The following is a 16,319-nucleotide window of genomic DNA, read 5'->3' on the forward strand; positions in this document are numbered from 1 at the left end:
GTGAACGTGCTGGACATCCTGCTGCTGGTCGCCGCCGTGTGGTTCGCGATCGTGGGCTACCGCCAGGGCTTCGTCGTCGGCATCCTGTCGGTGATCGGCTTCCTGGGCGGCGGTCTCGTCGCCGTCTACCTGCTCCCCGTCATCTGGGACGCCCTCACCGACGACGCCACGGTCAGTACGACCGCCGCCGTCGTCGCGGTGGTCGTCGTGATCGTCTGCGCCTCCGTCGGCCAGGCCCTCACCACACACCTGGGCAACAAGCTGCGCCGGTACATCACCTGGTCCCCGGCCCGCGCCCTGGACGCGACGGGCGGCGCCCTCGTCAACGTCGTCGCGATGCTCCTGGTGGCCTGGCTGATCGGTTCGGCCCTCGCGGGCACGACGCTGCCGACACTCGGCAAGGAGGTCCGCGGCTCCAAGGTGCTGCTCGGCGTCTCGCGCGCGCTGCCCTCCCGGGCCGACACCTGGTTCGCGGACTTCTCCTCGGTCCTCGCGCAGAACGGTTTCCCTCAGGTCTTCAGCCCGTTCGCGAACGAACCGATCACCGATGTCCAGCCCCCCGACCCGGCGCTCGCGAACAGCCCCGTCGCCGTCCGCGCCCGAGATTCCATCGTCAAGGTGATGGGGACCGCGCAGAGTTGCGGCAAGGTCCTGGAGGGCACCGGCTTCGTCTTCGGCAACCGCCGCGTGATGACCAACGCGCACGTGGTCGGCGGCGTCGACGAGCCCACCGTCCAGATCGGCGGCGAGGGCAGGAAGTACGACGCCAAGGTCGTCCTGTACGACTGGCAGCGCGACATCGCCGTCCTCGACGTACCGAACCTGAACGCGCCGGCCCTGCGGTTCACCACCCAGGACGCGGGCAGCGGCGACAACGCGATCGTCGCCGGCTTCCCGCAGAACGGCGCGTACAACGTCCAACCCGCGCGTGTGCGCGGCCGGATCACGGCCAACGGTCCGGACATCTACCATCGCAAGACCGTGCGCCGCGACGTCTACTCGCTCTTCGCGACCGTCCGTCAGGGAAACTCGGGCGGCCCGCTGCTGACGCCGGACGGCAAGGTGTACGGAGTGGTCTTCGCGAAGTCCCTCGACGACGCCAACACCGGATACGCCCTCACCGCCGATGAGGTCCAGCCGGACGTCACCCAGGGGCGTGCGGCCAATCAGCAGGTCGACAGCGACAGCTGCGCGCTCTGACGGCGACCGCCGATCCCTCCGCCGTCCGCCGCGTCCGTCACACCGCTACGGCGTTCGGCACGTTCCTCGGACCGACCGACCGACCGACCCGACGCGTTCGGGTGACCGGATCGTTCGGGTGCGCGGAGTGATCGGAGTGAGCGGGTCGCCGGGTGCGGCGGCGGTTCAGCCGCGTGGATGGCGCAATCGCACCGAGACCCAGCGGGCCCGACGGCGCAGAATGCGCGGGATTCCCACCTGGAGGCCCGTGCCCGGCAGCTGCGGGGTGCCCCTCTGATGGGAGCTCAGGCCCGTGGCCGAGCGGCGGTTGCGTGGTGCGTCACTGTAGTCGTGCGTCCAGCCCATACCCCGACGTGTGCCCCTGCCCCAAGGTCGATAACCGCGCCTCGGGGCCCCAATTGGCCTATGCGCGAGGCATTTGGCTGTTCGTAGGACAGACGTTCCCCTTCGCGTACCGGGCGCGATCGGACGGTTACCGAAGGGGGTTGCCGACTGGCTGGAAATGACCTACCGGTCGGGCTCGGGATCCTTCAGCCAGTTGACGAGTTCGGTCGAGAACGCCACCGGGTCCTCTTCGTGGGGGAAGTGCCCGAGACCGTCGAACAGCCGCCAGCGGTAGGGCGCTTCGACATACTCCCCGGAGCCCGCGGCACTCCGCGTCCGCATGACCGGGTCGAGCGAGCCGTGCAGATGCAGCGTCGGCACCCGAACGGGTCGTTTCATGCGCCGGTTGAACTGGATCCCGTCCGGGCGTGCCATGGACCGCACCATCCACCGGTACGGCTCGACGGAGCAGTGCGCCGTCGAGGGGATGCACATGGCACGGCGGTACGTGTCCACGGCCTCGTCGTCCGGCAGCCGCGGCCCGGACCACTCCCGCAGCAGACGGCCCACCAGGGCACCGTCGTCCGCGACGAGTTGGCGCTCGGGAATCCAGGGCCGCTGGAACCCCCAGATGTACGAACTCGCGGAGGTCTGCCGGACGTCGGAGAGCATCGCCGAACGCCAGCGCCGGGGGTGCGGCATCGAGGAGACGACGAGCCGGCGCACCAGCTTGGGGCGCATCACGGCCGCCGTCCACGCCAGATACCCGCCCAGATCGTGCCCGACCAGCGCGGCGTCGGGCTCACCGAGGGACCGTACGACCCCGGTGATGTCGAGTGCGAGGTTGGCGGGGTCGTAACCGCGCGGTGTGCGATCGCTCCCGCCGACGCCCCGCAGATCCATGGCCACGGCACGGAACCCGGCGTCGGCGAGCGCCACCAGCTGCCGGCGCCAGGTCCACCAGAACTGGGGGAACCCGTGCAGCAGCAGGACCAGGGGCCCGTCGCCCATCTCGGCGATGTGGAAGCGTGCGCCGTTGGCGGCGACGTCCCGGTGGGTCACCTCTTGGGCGCCGGGGATGTCGAGGCGTACGACCGAGGTGGGTTGCGCCGAAGGTGTGGCGGGGTCCGTCATGAGGATGAGCGTGCCACAGCTTCCAGGCCGTCCTCGACCGGCGCCGGCCGGGGGTGCGGCTTGGCGTTGTGCAGGACGCCCGCCGTCTCCTTCACCGAAGCGGCGACCTTCTGCGGTCCCTTGCCCTTCTTGGCCTTCTTCGCGAAGACCACACCGATCAGCGCGAGGACGGCGGCGACCAGCACGTTCGCCGCGAACGACAGGACGAAGCAGATCGCGAGGTTCCAGTCGGTCCAGGTCCGGATGCCGTACGCCAGCGCGAAGCTCAGCATGGGGAGGGAGAAGATCAGCACCGCCCCGGCCGCCGCGAACGCGCCACCGCTGACCCCACCGCGCTTGACGTCCCGCTTGAGCTGCGCCTTCGCCAGTGCGATCTCGTCGTGCACCAGTGCGGACATCTCGGTCGTCGCCGAGGCGAACAGCTGACCGACGCTGCGTTCGGCGCCGACCGGGCTGCCGTCGGGTGCGCTCATCGCGGACTCCCTCTTCTGCATATGTGTACCGTCTGGCTTCTGCGGGTGTTTGTGTCGTCTGGTCAGATCATGCCGGACGGTCGTTCTCCTCGCTTGCCCCGCCCGTTACTTCGGCAAGCCTTCGGTGCTCGGCGGCCTTCCGTTCGTGGATCTCGGCCATCCGCAGGTGGTACGCCGGGTTGTCCTGTTCGTAGATGTCGGGGATGCCGTCGCTGTCCTCGTCGCGCTCCTCCGCCTCGCACAGCGCACGGTACTTGGCGTTGCGTATCTTCAGCAGCGCCGTGGCGAGTACGGCGGCGACGAGCGAGCCCACCAGGACGGCGGCCTTGACCTCGTCGGTGAGCACCGGGTCCTTGGCGAAGGCCAGTTCGCCGATGAGCAGGGAGACGGTGAAGCCGATTCCGGCGAGGCTCGCGACGGCGAAGACGTCGGGCCAGGCGAGCTCGTCGCTGAGTGAGGCCCTGGTGAACCGGGCCGTGAGCCAGGTGCCGCCGAAGACGCCGACGGACTTGCCGACGACGAGTCCGAGGACGACACCCAGCGTCTCGGGTCGGGTGAACACGTCCCCCAGCGCTCCGCCCGAGACCACGACACCCGCGCTGAACAGCGCGAACAGCGGCACGGCGAGTCCGGCGGAAAGGGGCCGCACGAGATGCTCCACGTGCTCGCCGGGCGAGTGCTCCTCGCCCTCGTGCCGGTGGCAGCGCAGCATCAGGCCCATGGCGACACCGGCGATCGTGGCGTGGATGCCGCTGTTGTACATCAGCCCCCAGATGGCGAGGGCGAGTGGCACGTACACGTACCAGCCTCGTACGCCCTTGCGCAGCAGCACCCAGAACACACCGAGCCCGGCGACGGCGCCGCCGAGCGCCGCGAAGTCGAGGGTGTCGGTGAAGAAGACCGCGATGATCAGGATCGCGAGCAGGTCGTCCACGACGGCGAGGGTGAGCAGGAAGGCGCGCAGGGCGGACGGCAGGGACGTGCCGATGACCGCGAGCACGGCGAGCGCGAAGGCGATGTCGGTGGCGGTCGGCACGGCCCAGCCGGCCAGGGATCCTTCGCCCGCGGCGTTGGTGAGGACGTAGACGAGCGCGGGTACGGCCATTCCGCAGACCGCGGCGGCGACCGGCAGCAGCGCGGCCTTCGGGTCGCGCAGGTCCCCCGCCACCAGTTCGCGCTTGAGTTCGATACCGGCGACGAAGAAGAACACGGCGAGCAGTCCGTCGGCCGCCCAGTGCCGCACGGACAGGTTCAGTCCGAGGGTCGCGGGTCCGAAGTGGAAGTCGCCCACGGCGGCGTAGCTGTCCCGCAGGGAGGTGTTGGCCCAGACCAGCGCGGCGATCGCGGCGACGAGCAGGAGCACGCCGCCGACGGTCTCGGTGCGCAGCGCCTCCGCCACGAAGTTCCGCTCGGGCAGGGACAGCCGTCCGAAGAACCTGCGGTTGCTGGTGGTGCTGCTGGGACGGGGCGCGGCCACGGCGGGGACCTCCGGGTCGGTACGACTCGCTGACGACCGTCAGGCGGGTCGCCGACGACGTTGCCGACCAGACTTCCCGGCACACCCTGAGGCCTCAGTTTACCTTGTCATTACAGACCGATAATGCGCCATACGGACATATGGGGTGGAGGTGTTCCCGGGGGGAGGGTGCGGGGGCACGGATGTGGGCGCAGGGGTGTGGGGGCACGCGCGGTGCCCCCACACCGAAAAGCGGGGCGGGAGGGAGGGGGTCCTCAGTCCTCGCTGGTGCCGCCGGCAGCTTCTCCTGGATCAGCTCCATCACCGTGGAGTCCGTGAGGGTCGTGACGTCACCCAGTTCGCGGTTCTCGGCGACGTCGCGCAGCAGGCGGCGCATGATCTTGCCGGACCGCGTCTTGGGCAGTTCGGCGACCGGGAGGACCCGCTTGGGCTTGGCGATCGGGCCGAGGGTCGCGCCGACGTGGTTGCGCAGGTCGGCGACGAGCCCTTCGTCGTCGGCGGACGCCGTGCCGCGCAGGATGACGAACGCGACGATGGCCTGTCCGGTCGTCTCGTCCGCCGCGCCCACGACGGCCGCCTCGGCGACCGACGGGTGCGACACGAGGGCGGATTCGACCTCGGTCGTCGAGATGTTGTGGCCGGACACGAGCATCACGTCGTCGACGCGGCCCAGCAGCCAGATGTCGCCGTCCTCGTCCTTCTTGGCACCGTCACCGGCGAAGTACTTGCCCTCGAAACGCGACCAATAGGTGTCGAGGAACCGCTGGTCGTCGCGCCAGATCGTCCGCAGCATCGACGGCCACGGCTCGGTCAGCACGAGGTACCCGCCGCCTCCGTTGGGAACCTCCCGGGCCTCGTCGTCGACGACCGTCGCCGAGATGCCCGGCAGCGGCCGCTGTGCCGACCCCGGCTTGGTCTCGGTGACCCCCGGCAGCGGCGAGATCATCATGGCGCCGGTCTCGGTCTGCCACCACGTGTCCACGATCGGCGTCCGGTCCGCCCCGATGTGCTTGCGGTACCAGATCCAGGCCTCGGGGTTGATCGGCTCACCGACGGACCCGAGGACCCGCAGCGAGGACAGGTCGAACTTCGCGGGGATGTCGTCGCCCCACTTCATGAACGTACGGATCGCGGTGGGCGCGGTGTAGAGAATCGTCACCCCGTACTTCTGCACGATCTCCCAGAACCGCCCCTGGTGCGGGGTGTCCGGCGTCCCCTCGTACATCACCTGCGTCGCACCGTTCGAGAGCGGTCCGTACGTGATGTACGAGTGCCCGGTGACCCAGCCGATGTCGGCCGTGCACCAGTACACGTCGGTCTCCGGCTTGAGGTCGAAGACGGCGTGGTGGGTGTACGAGGCCTGCGTGAGGTAGCCACCCGAGGTGTGCAGGATGCCCTTCGGCTTTCCCGTCGTCCCGGACGTGTACAGGATGAACAGCGGCTGCTCGGCGTCGAACGCCTCCGGCGTGTGCTCGGTGGACTGGCGGTCGACGATCTCGTGCCACCAGACGTCGCGGCCCTCGGTCCAGTCGACCTCCTGACCGGTACGGCGTACCACCAGCACCTTGTCGACCCCGTCGACCCGGCACACCGCGTCGTCCACGGCCGGCTTGAGCGCGGACGGCTTGCCGCGGCGGTAACCGCCGTCGGAGGTGATGACCAGCTTGGCGTCGGCGTCCTGGATGCGGGTGGCGATCGCGTCCGCGGAGAACCCGCCGAAGACGACCGAATGCGCGGCTCCGATCCGGGCGCAGGCCAGCATCGCGACGACGGCCTCGGGGATCATCGGCAGATAGACGGCGACCCGGTCGCCCTTGCCCACGCCCAGCTCGGTCAGGGCATTGGCGGCCTTGGACACCTCGTCCTTCAGCTCGGCGTAGGTGATCGCGCGGCTGTCGCCCGGCTCGCCCTCGAAGTGGAGGGCGACGCGGTCACCGTTCCCGGCCTCCACGTGCCGGTCCACGCAGTTGTACGCGACGTTCAGCTTCCCGTCGGCGAACCACTTGGCGAACGGCGGGTTCGACCAGTCCAGCGTCTCGGTCGGCTCGGTGGCCCAGGTCAGGCGGCGGGCCTGCTCGGCCCAGAAGCCGAGCCTGTCAGCCTTGGCCTGCTCATACGCCTCCGCGGTGACGTTGGCGTTCGCTGCCAGGTCGGCGGGCGGCGCGAACCTGCGCTCTTCCTTCAGCAGGTTGGCCAGGCTTTCGTTGCTCACGACATCTCCCTTTCCCAGGGTGTCCGTTGTGTCCCAGGCCACAGCTCATCAGACCAGGGGCCTCGATGACAAGGGCCGGTCTCAAATTGGTTTAGACCTGTTAGAGGTCTGGGCTTGTTCAGTGGTCCTTCAGTGTTCCTTCAGTGGTTCTTCCGCGTCCTTCAGGGGTGCGCCTCGGACCGGGAGCCGGGCAGCCGACAGTGAGACCGGCTCGGCACCGGCGCCGCTTCCACTCCGTTACGGGTCCGCTCCCACGCGGCAGCGACTTCGTACCCCGAGGCACGGACGGCCCCTTGTCCGGGTTCACTCGACGACGCACGCCGGCAACGAAGGCGGCGCGGACCGGAACACGTTCGGACAGGCGCGAGATCGACCCGGACGGGCGGGCGGCGCGGAGGCCGGTCGGGTGGAGGCCGGTGGCGTTGCGACCGGTGGCGTGAAGACCCGTGGCGTGAAGGCCGGCGGCCGGCGGCGCGGCCCACCGGTGCGTACGCGCGCCGACGGCGCGCCGCACCTCAGCCGAATACGCCCGTTCGGCCCGCGCTCCACAGGGCCGGGCACATGGTGCGCGGCCCCGCCGACCGGGGCCGCGCACCACGGCGGGCTCACGCGGGACGGCGTAGATCCTCCGCCGCTCCGACGTGATCGAACAGCTCGTCACCGTCACGGTCGACCAGCAGATACGCCTCTGCCTCGCCGACGTGGAAGTACATCCCGTGCAGTTCGAGCGTGCCCTCCCGCAGGGCCCGTGTCACGGAGTCGTGGGCCCGGAGATGCTCCAACTGCTGCACCACGTTGGTCAGACACAGCTGTTCCACCGCGTCGGCCGGTGCCCGTCCGGCGAGCTTGGCCCACGGCTGCTCCTTGGCGGCCATCCGCTCCAGGCTCGGCAGCCCGTGCCGCAGCCACCGCTTGAGGGGCGTCTGCGCCCCGCCGGGCTCCGAGTTCAGCAGGGCCTGCATCGCCCCGCACCCTGAGTGCCCGCACACCGTGATGGACCGCACATGCAGCACGTCCACCGCGTACTCGATCGCCGCGGCCACCGAATCGTCGCCGCTCTCCTTCCCGGGCTTCGGTACGAGGTTGCCCACGTTGCGTACGACGAAGAGGTCGCCGGGGCCGCTCGAGGTGATCATCGAGGTGACGAGCCGTGAGTCGGCGCAGGTCAGGAACAGCTGCGACGGTCGCTGCCCCTCGCGTGCCAGCCGTGCCAGCTCGTCCCGCACCAGCGGCGCGGTGTTGCGCTGGAACGCGCTGATGCCACGGGCGAGTTGGTGGTCACCGCGTCCACGGTGATCGCCCGGCCGGCTCCGCGCGGAGGAACCCACCGTTTCGCCCGGCGCGCCGGAGCCACCGGAATCGCCCGGCCCATGGGACCCATTCGGGCCGTCCGTTTCGCCCGACTCGCCCGACCGGCCGCCGGGGGACACGGACTGCGGGTTGGTCGAGGGCTCGCAGTGGTGGTTGCGCCACGGTGTCCAGGGCCGGCAGCGGCAGTGCGACGAGTCCGAGGGCTCGGCGATCCGGCCGCCGGTCCGTCCGGTCAGCTCGACCGTGCCGCCCTGCGCGAAGTGAGCCTGCTGCCAGTCATGCAGCGACTCGTACGCCGCGTGGTCCATGAACGAACCGTCCAACTCGACTACGACGGAGGCGCCTCGGGGCACCAGATGCAGGGTGCGGCTGAGCCTGGGCACCGCGAGGAAGGTCAACTGGCCGCATACGTGGATGTGATGGACTCCCCCTCTCTCTTCGTGTGTGATGCGGGTGCGCGCGAGGCGGTGCATGGCGACGACGACGGCCACGGCGACCCCCAGTGCCACGCCCTCCAGGACTCCGAGGGCCACGACGCCGAGCGTGGTGACCGCGTACACCAGTACCTCGCGGTGGCGGGTGACCGTGCGGATGTGGTGCAGGGAGACCATCTGGATGCCGACGGCCATCACCAGGGCGGCGAGCGACGCGAGGGGGATCAGCTCCAGGACCGGGACCATCAGCAGCGCGGCGATCACTACGAAAACGCCGTGCAGCATCGTGGAGTTCCGGCTCACGGCACCGGCTTGCACGTTGGCCGAACTACGGACGGCGACTCCGGCGACGGGCAGCCCGCCGAGCGCGCCGGAGACGGCGTTCGCTGCGCCCTGCCCGAGCAGCTCGCGGTCCAGGCGGGAGCGACCCACCCGGGCCTGCAGATCGGGCCGTCCGGACACCAGTTTGTCCACGGCCACGGCGCCGAGCAGCGACTGCACACTGCACACCAGCGTGGTGGTGAGGACGGCGGCGGCGATTCCGAGCACCGGCCCGTCGGGCAGCCCGGCCAGGGCGTGGCTGCTCCAGGACGGCAGGTCGACCTTGGGCAGGACCAGCTCGGCGAACGAGGCGGTCGCGGTGGCCCCGGCGACGGCGACGAGCGCGGCCGGAACGGTGCGCAGGACGTGTCCGACCCGGCCGGGAATCCGCGGCCAGGCGAACAGGAGCGCCAGTGTCAGCAGGCTCATCGACAACGCCCCGGGATGTACACGCGCCAACTGGGCGGGCAGGGCGCGGAAGTTCTCGAGCACGGAACTCTGCGGGGTGCCGCCCAGTACGACGTGCACCTGGGCGACGGCGATGGTCACGCCGATCCCGGCGAGCATGCCGTGCACGATGGCGGGGCTGACGGCGAGCGCCGTGCGGGCCACGCGAAGACAGCCGAGGCCCAGTTGGGCGATTCCGGCGAGGACGGTGATGGCGCAGGTCGTGCGCCATCCGTAGCGGTGGATGAGCTCGGCGGTCACGACCGTGAGCCCGGCGGCGGGCCCGCTCACCTGGAGCGGTGAACCCCCGAGCCGGCCGGCGACGAGTCCGCCGACGGCCGCGGCGACGAGGCCCGACTGGAGCGGGGCGCCGGTGGCGAGGGCGATACCCAGGGACAGGGGCAGCGCGATCAGGAAGACCGCGATCGATGCCGACAGATCGGCGCCCGCGATACGGAATCGGCGGGGCGGAACCGGCGGGCGGTTGTGGGGTGGTGGTTGCGCTTCGGCCGAGTCGAATCGGCGGCGCGGGTGGGGACGCAGGCAGACATTCCCGTCTCCTCCGGGGCGGCGCGGTCGCGGAACAGGTGGTCCCCCAAGCCAGGGAGGCGGGGGCGGATCGCGGCCGTGGGTCACGGCGTGCAGCGGCGGGATCTTCAACGCTCGGTAAATAGATCGTAATGCAGAGTAAAGGCTTTGTGCGGACTTTAGTCGCAAATGGGGCAAGAAGTCACCCTCGCGGGTGAACGGGCCTTTCTGGCGGCTTGTCGTATTTATTTGGCCTCGGCCTCGTGCGACCTTGGCGGCGCTGTCGGAATCGCTGCAGATCCCCCAGGACGCCCTCGGCGGCGTTGCCCCGATCGAAGGAAGAAGGTGGGCGGAGATGGCCGCCACCCAGAGGATCGCCGCCGGGGTAGCACTCGCCGCGGCCTGCGCGGCGGCGCTCGCCGGTTGCGCCCTCGGTACCACCGGTTCCAAGGAGGGTGCGCACGGCGCGAAGAAAGCCGCCGCGGGGGCTCCCGGACCCCAGGGCGCCGTCCATCTGATCGGTGACGGATCCACCGCGTACACCGGGGCGCAGCCGCACCTGCCCGGACCCGAGAAGCTGAAGCGCGGGCAGAAGCCCCCGCAGTTCGTGGTGTTCTCGTGGGACGGCGCCGGCGAGGACAGCCAGAAGCTCTTCTCGCACTTCCGGAAGGTCGCGAAGGCCAACCGGGCGACGATGACGTACTTCCTGAGCGGCGTGTACCTGCTGCCGGAGGCCAAGCGCGACCTGTACAGGCCGCCGGAGCACTTGCCGGGCACCTCGGAGATCGGCTTCAACGACGACGAGGGCATCAAGAACACGCTGCGGCAGCTGCGCGGCGCGTGGCTGGAGGGCAACGAGATCGGTACGCACTTCAACGGCCACTTCTGTGGGCCGGGGGGCGGCGTCGGTGAGTGGTCGGTCGAGGAGTGGAAGAGCGAGATCGCCCAGGCGAAGTCGTTCGTGAAGTCCTGGAGGACCAACACGGGCATGAAGAGCGCCCCGTCGCTGCCCTTCGACTACGACAAGGAGCTCATCGGCGGCCGCACGCCCTGCCTGGAGGGCCAGAAGAACTTCGTGAAGGCGGCCCGGCAGCTGGGCTTCCGCTACGACACCAGTGGTGTCGACAACCAGGTCTGGCCCAAGAAGCAGGGCAACCTGTGGGACCTGTCCATGCAGCTCGTGCCCTTCGCCGGGCACTCCGGCGAGCAGCTCACCACGGACTACAACTTCAGGGTCAACCAGTCGGGGACCCAGACCCAGGGGGACCCCGCCAAGCGGAAGATTTGGGGCAACCAGGTACGTGACAGCCTGCTCAAGGGCTTTCGGCGCGCCTACAACGGCAACCGTGCCCCGCTGATCATCGGCAACCACTTCGAGTCCTGGAACGGCGGCACGTACATGCGCGCCCTCGACCAGGTCATCGAGAACGTCTGCAACAAGCCCGGCGTCCGCTGCGTCTCGTTCCGCCGCCTCGCCGACTGGCTCGACGCCCAGGACCCGGCCACGCTCGACAAGCTGCGCGGCCTCAACGTCGGCGAGGCCCCCAAGCGGGGCTGGGCGTCCTTCCTCTCCGGCCGCCCCGCCCCCGCCCCGAAGGGCGCCCCCGGGGCGCCGGCGGTCAAGCCGTAGCCACCAGCCCCTCACCGAGTACGAAACCGGGGTCGACCTGCGCCGCCAGGTCCGCCCCGGTCCTCTCGTTGCCCCAACTGCTCGCGTTCTTCAGGTGGAAGTGCACCATCTGGCGCGTGTAGCGCTCCCAGTCCCGCAGCTCGTACGTGGCGTCCGCAGCGGCCTGCAGGGTGCGCAGGGACCGGCGGTTGGCGTCCTCCAAGTACTCGAACCGGGGCGGGCGGCCCTTCTCCATGGCGCGCACCCAGTCCGAGTGCCCGACCGTGACCAGGAGGTCGTCACCGACCTCGGCGCGGAGGAAGTCGATGTCGTCCTGGCCCTGCACCTTGTTGCCGACGACCTTCAGGGCGACTTTGAAATCGCGGGCGTAGTCCCTGTACTGGCGATAGACGGAGACTCCCTTCCGGGTCGGCTCGGCGACGAGGAACGTCATGTCGAAGCGGGTGAACATGCCGGACGCGAAGGAGTCGGAGCCCGCCGTCATGTCGACGACCACGTACTCACCCCTGCCGTCGACGAGGTGGTTCAGGCAGAGCTCCACCGCGCCGGTCTTGGAGTGATAGCAGGACACTCCGAGATCGGCCTCGGTGAACGGGCCGGTGACCATCAAACGGGCGTCGCCGCTGTCGAGTTCCACCGGCCGCGCGCAGGCGTCGTACACCGGATTGTTCTCGCGCACCCGCAGCAGCCGTGAACCCTCGCCGGGCGGGGTCGTCTTGATCATCGTCGCGGCGGAGGCGATCCGTTGGTTGGAACCGCGCAGGTAGTCCTTGATCAGGGGCAGCCGCGCGCCCATGGCGGGCAGTGCGACAGCCACCTCCTCGTCGAGGCCGAGCGCCGCCCCGAGGTGCTGGTTGATGTCCGCGTCCACCGCGACGACCGGCGCGCCCGAGGCGGCGAGATGACGGATGAACAGGGCGGACAGCGTGGTCTTGCCGCTGCCGCCCTTCCCCACGAAAGCAATTTTCATGTTCACCAAGAGTAGTGGCTCGATAGCTCAGGGTGCTCGGCCGGGGTGAAGAAGACCACTCCTTCGTGGGGTGGGCGGCAGGGGTGCGTAGTGTCGTACTCATGAGTACGACAGGCGCGACCGCCGATCCGCTCGCGACCCTGGCCTCGCTGCCCGGGGTGGCCGAATCCGTGGAGTCCGTCCGCAAGGCGGTGGACCGGGTCTACGGGCACCGGATCATGCGACGTCGCAGCAACGAGATCACCGCCGAGGCCGCGCTGCGTGGCGCACGTGGCTCCGCGGCGCTGTCCGGCGCCGACTGGGCCCTCGAAGAGGTGCGCCGCCGCACCGACTTCAGCGGGGACGACGAGGCCCGCAAGGTCGGCGCGGCCCTCCGGCTGACCGCCGAGTCGGGCCAACTTCTCTCCATCTGGCGGCAGTCGCCCCTCCGGGTGCTGGCGCGACTGCATCTCGTCGCGGCCGCGGACGGGGAGGACGCGGTCGGCCGGCCGCGTCAGGACGGCGAACCGGTCGACGAGCCGCTCGTCGAACTGCCGGTGCCGGGCGCCGCCGAGGTGGCGGGCCGGCTGGAGGGGCTCTCTCAGCTGATCATCGCCGGTGGTGCGGCGCCGGCGCTGGTCACGGCGGCCGTCGTGCACGGCGAACTGCTCGCGCTGCGCCCCTTCGGGACCCATAACGGCCTGGTCGCGCGCGCGGCGGAGCGCATCGTGCTGATCGGCAGCGGGCTGGACCCGAAGTCCGTCTGCCCGGCGGAGGTCGGCCATGCCGAACTGGGCCGCGCGGCCTATCTGGCGGCTCTGGAAGGCTACGTCTCCGGTACCCCGCAGGGTATGGCGGCCTGGATCGCCCACTGCGGCAAGGCGGCCGGACTGGGGGCAAGGGAGTCGACGGCCGTCTGCGAGGCGCTTCAGCGCGGGGCGGCCTAGGTCCTGGAACAGGGTTGCGGCGGTACGAGGTCTCGTACCGCCGCTGGCATGATCACCGGGTTACCAAGCGTCCTCGATTGTTGCCCATCAGGTCGGGAACTGCTGCCCGTCACCTGGTGCGGCTGGCCCGTAATCGACGGGTCGACGTCGCGTGGGTGCCTGGTGTACATGCTCGGTCCGTGGGGCCTTGGTTGAGTTTTAAGGTGATCCTTTCGGATGTCCTTGGTCTCGCGGGCCGTTAAACCCTTTCTACTCCAGGTCCGGAGGAAGCGGAACCCCTGGCAGCACTTCTTTACTTTTAGGTTCAAAGGCCTGCGAATCGGGCGGGAATTGCGCCGCACGCGCACGCGTGACGATCTGCGTGCGACGCCCTCACAGCGCCGTGGCGCGCCGCCTGCTCGCGTACCAGACGAGTCCCGCCGTGGCCGCCGCCGCTCCTATCGCCGCGGCCGCGACGAGCGCCGGACGCTGCGGCACCGATAGTGCGGGCAGCCGCTGCTTGAGCCGCACCGGACGGTGGAAGTCCAGAACGGGCCACCCGCGCGCGGCCGCCTCGCGCCGCAGTGTGCGGTCCGGATTCACCGCGTGGGGGTGTCCGACGGACTCCAGCATCGGGACGTCGGTCGCCGAGTCGCTGTACGCGTAGCACCGCGCCAGGTCGTATCCCTCGGACTCGGCCAGCTCCTTCACCGCCTCGGCCTTCGTCGGCCCGTAGGCGTAGTACTCCACCTCACCGGTGAAGCAGCCGTCCTCGCCCACGACCATCCGGGTGGCCACCACCCGGTCGGCGCCGAGCAGCTCCCCGATGGGCTCGACCACCTCCGCCCCCGACGTGGACACGATCACGACGTCGCGTCCGGCGGTGTGGTGCTCCTCGATGAGCGAGGCGGCCTCGTCGTAGATGATGGGGTCGATCAGGTCGTGCAGCGTCTCGGCGACGATCTCCTTGACCTGCTGGACGTTCCAGCCGCGGCAGAGCGCGGACAGGTAGGCGCGCATCCGCTCCATCTGGTCGTGGTCCGCGCCGCCCGCCATGAACACGAACTGGGCGTATGCGGTACGCAGGACGGCCCGGCGGTTGATCAGTCCGCCTTGGTAGAACGACTTGCTGAACGTGAGCGTGCTCGACTTCGCAATGACCGTCTTGTCCAGGTCAAAGAAGGCTGCCGTGCGAGGCAAGGAGTGGTTTTCCACGAGCCCGAGCATAGGCGCCCGCCATTCGGGCTACTGTGGGGCGCGTGGGTTTGCCTGAGAGGCCTCTCGGGTACACCATGGAAGTCACGGATCGTTCGCGACCGTGCTAACCCGGTCCGACTCCTCCCCCCCCGAGTCGGCCGTGGGGACGACCCCCGCTCTCCCCCCCCGGCGGGGGTCGTCGCATGTCCGGATGGGTTTTTCCCCTCTCTTGCGCGACCCCGGAACCCTGTTGCCACCGCTGCGGCGGGCTCTTCGGCGTGCCCATGATTCGTCACCGTGTGTAGCCGTGACGCTGCTCTCTGGAAGTCGCGCACGGGCCTCCGGTATGAGTGAAGGCGATATTCACAACCACTGAGTTGTCCACAGTTATCGACCAAGATCCACACGATTTCCTGGATCGCTGCACCGTGATTCCAGCGCGTCCCGCTCGCGGCGAGTTCCTCGCGGCAAGTTCACGGCCGGTTCCGTTTGTGGGACGCGTTTGGCCGGTTCGTATCGCCCGTTCATATGGAGACCGCTTGCCGGTTCTCCGCACGGGCGGGAATCGCGGGTCCGCAGGGAACCCTGCGGGCTCCGCGCAAGGAGCAGCGAAGGGGGCTGGAGATCGTGGCGGGAGCCATCACACACGACGTGCCACCCACCGCCGACGGGCGGCAGGGCGGACCATTGATCGTCACGGAGGACGTCGAACTCCTCGATGACCTGCTGCGCCTGTGCGCGGCGGCGGGTGCGAGGCCGGAGGTGCACCACGGTGTGCCGGATCGCGGAGGCAGCTGGGAGGCGGCACCGCTGGTGCTGGTCGGCGACGACGCCGCGCGGCGTGTGCGCGGGGCCGTGCGCAGGCGCGGGGTGGTGCTGGTCGGGCGGGACCAGGACGACTCGGGCGTCTGGCGGCGGGCCGTCGAGATCGGCGCCGACCATGTCCTGATGCTGCCCGACGGTGAGCAGTGGCTGGTCGACCGCATCGCCGACGTGGCCGAGGGCGTGGGCCGGCCCGCGCTCACGGTGGGCGTGATCGGCGGCCGGGGCGGCGCGGGAGCGTCCACGCTCGCTTGCGCGCTCGCCGTCACCTCGGCGCGCGAGGGACGCCGCACCCTGCTCGTGGACGCCGATCCCCTGGGGGGCGGACTCGATGTACTGCTCGGCGGAGAGGCGGTGGAGGGCCTGCGCTGGCCGTCGTTCGCCGCCTCCCGCGGCCGGGTCGGCGGCGGAGCGCTGGAGGAGTCCCTGCCCGAACTGCACGCGCTGCGTGTCCTCAGCTGGGATCGCGGTGATTCCGTCGTCATCCCCTCGCAAGCGGTCCGCGCTGTTCTGGCCGCGGCCAGACGGCGTGGCGGCGCGGTGGTCGTGGACCTGCCCCGCCGTGTCGACGACGGCGTCTCGGAGGCCCTCGCCCAGCTCGACCTCGGACTGTTGGTGGTCCCCGCCGACCTGCGCGCGATCGCGGCTGCGGGCCGGGTGGCGTCCGCGGTCGGCATGGTCCTGCGCGATCTGCGGGTGGCGGTCCGGGGCCCCTACGCTCCGGGTCTCGACGACCGTGAGGTGGCCCGGCTGCTCGGGCTGCCACTCGTCGGTGAAGTGCCCGCCGAACCCCCGCTGCTGGACGCCGGTGTGCCACCCGGCGGGGCGGTACGGGGTCCGCTGGCCCGGTTCTGCACCGCCTTCTGGGAGCGAGTGGCGAGGGAGGGCGGGGGCGCGTGAACCGGGACACCGTTGCGAGGACGCGCCGAGTCGC

Annotated in this window: 11 protein-coding genes and 1 pseudogene; 4 read left to right on the forward strand and 8 right to left on the reverse strand. The window is 70.2% G+C overall.

Going from position 1 to position 16,319, the window contains the following annotated elements:
* Entirely contained in the window at window positions 1–1,200 is a 1,200-nt protein-coding gene (locus HEP85_RS22175) for a MarP family serine protease (RefSeq protein WP_168529273.1), read from the forward strand.
* A 165-nt stretch (window positions 1,201–1,365) separates the two neighbouring features.
* On the opposite strand, the gene HEP85_RS22180 is transcribed toward HEP85_RS22175, so the two are convergent.
* The 6 genes and pseudogenes from HEP85_RS22180 to HEP85_RS22205 form a co-directional block, all read right to left on the reverse strand.
* Complete coding sequence (locus tag HEP85_RS22180; protein ID WP_153289398.1) at window positions 1,366–1,545, reverse strand: hypothetical protein; 180 nt, start codon at window positions 1,543–1,545, stop codon at window positions 1,366–1,368.
* Between the two features lie 162 nt (window positions 1,546–1,707).
* On the reverse strand, window positions 1,708–2,658 hold the full coding sequence (locus tag HEP85_RS22185) for an alpha/beta fold hydrolase (protein ID WP_168529274.1): 951 nt from the start codon (window positions 2,656–2,658) through the stop codon (window positions 1,708–1,710).
* The gene (locus tag HEP85_RS22190) at window positions 2,655–3,131 is read right to left on the reverse strand and encodes a phage holin family protein (RefSeq protein WP_168529275.1); all 477 of its coding nucleotides are present in this window, start codon (window positions 3,129–3,131) and stop codon (window positions 2,655–2,657) included. The genes HEP85_RS22185 and HEP85_RS22190 overlap by 4 nt, the downstream gene beginning before the upstream one ends.
* Window positions 3,132–3,198: 67 nt before the next feature.
* On the reverse strand, window positions 3,199–4,608 hold the full coding sequence (nhaA, locus tag HEP85_RS22195) for a Na+/H+ antiporter NhaA (RefSeq protein WP_168529276.1): 1,410 nt from the start codon (window positions 4,606–4,608) through the stop codon (window positions 3,199–3,201).
* A gap of 250 nt (window positions 4,609–4,858) precedes the next feature.
* A pseudogene (gene acs / locus HEP85_RS22200) lies at window positions 4,859–6,862 on the reverse strand (acetate--CoA ligase); the annotation flags it as partial.
* 563 nt (window positions 6,863–7,425) lie between these two features.
* Window positions 7,426–9,786: a bifunctional SulP family inorganic anion transporter/carbonic anhydrase gene (locus tag HEP85_RS22205; protein WP_369658129.1), complete on the reverse strand. Its 2,361-nt coding sequence runs from the start codon at window positions 9,784–9,786 to the stop codon at window positions 7,426–7,428.
* Between the two features lie 430 nt (window positions 9,787–10,216).
* Here HEP85_RS22205 and HEP85_RS22210 point away from each other — a divergent pair, with 430 nt between their 5' ends.
* Window positions 10,217–11,491, forward strand: a complete 1,275-nt coding sequence (locus tag HEP85_RS22210; protein ID WP_168529279.1) for a hypothetical protein — start codon at window positions 10,217–10,219, stop codon at window positions 11,489–11,491.
* Here the strand turns inward: HEP85_RS22210 and HEP85_RS22215 are convergent.
* Window positions 11,481–12,461, reverse strand: coding sequence for an ATP-binding protein (locus HEP85_RS22215; protein ID WP_168529280.1), 981 nt, complete (start codon window positions 12,459–12,461; stop codon window positions 11,481–11,483). The genes HEP85_RS22210 and HEP85_RS22215 overlap by 11 nt on opposite strands.
* A gap of 101 nt (window positions 12,462–12,562) precedes the next feature.
* Here HEP85_RS22215 and HEP85_RS22220 point away from each other — a divergent pair, with 101 nt between their 5' ends.
* On the forward strand, window positions 12,563–13,387 hold the full coding sequence (locus tag HEP85_RS22220; protein WP_365768611.1) for an oxidoreductase: 825 nt from the start codon (window positions 12,563–12,565) through the stop codon (window positions 13,385–13,387).
* Between the two features lie 372 nt (window positions 13,388–13,759).
* On the opposite strand, the gene HEP85_RS22225 is transcribed toward HEP85_RS22220, so the two are convergent.
* Window positions 13,760–14,593: an HAD family phosphatase gene (locus tag HEP85_RS22225; RefSeq protein ID WP_168529281.1), complete on the reverse strand. Its 834-nt coding sequence runs from the start codon at window positions 14,591–14,593 to the stop codon at window positions 13,760–13,762.
* Between the two features lie 597 nt (window positions 14,594–15,190).
* Here HEP85_RS22225 and ssd point away from each other — a divergent pair.
* A complete protein-coding gene (ssd, locus tag HEP85_RS22230) occupies window positions 15,191–16,285 on the forward strand; it encodes a septum site-determining protein Ssd (protein WP_365768648.1) in 1,095 nt (364 codons plus the stop codon).
* Window positions 16,286–16,319: the final 34 nt, after the last annotated feature.

This window comes from Streptomyces sp. RPA4-2 (assembly GCF_012273515.2).
GTDB classification, from domain to species: Bacteria; Actinomycetota; Actinomycetes; order Streptomycetales; family Streptomycetaceae; genus Streptomyces; species Streptomyces kaempferi.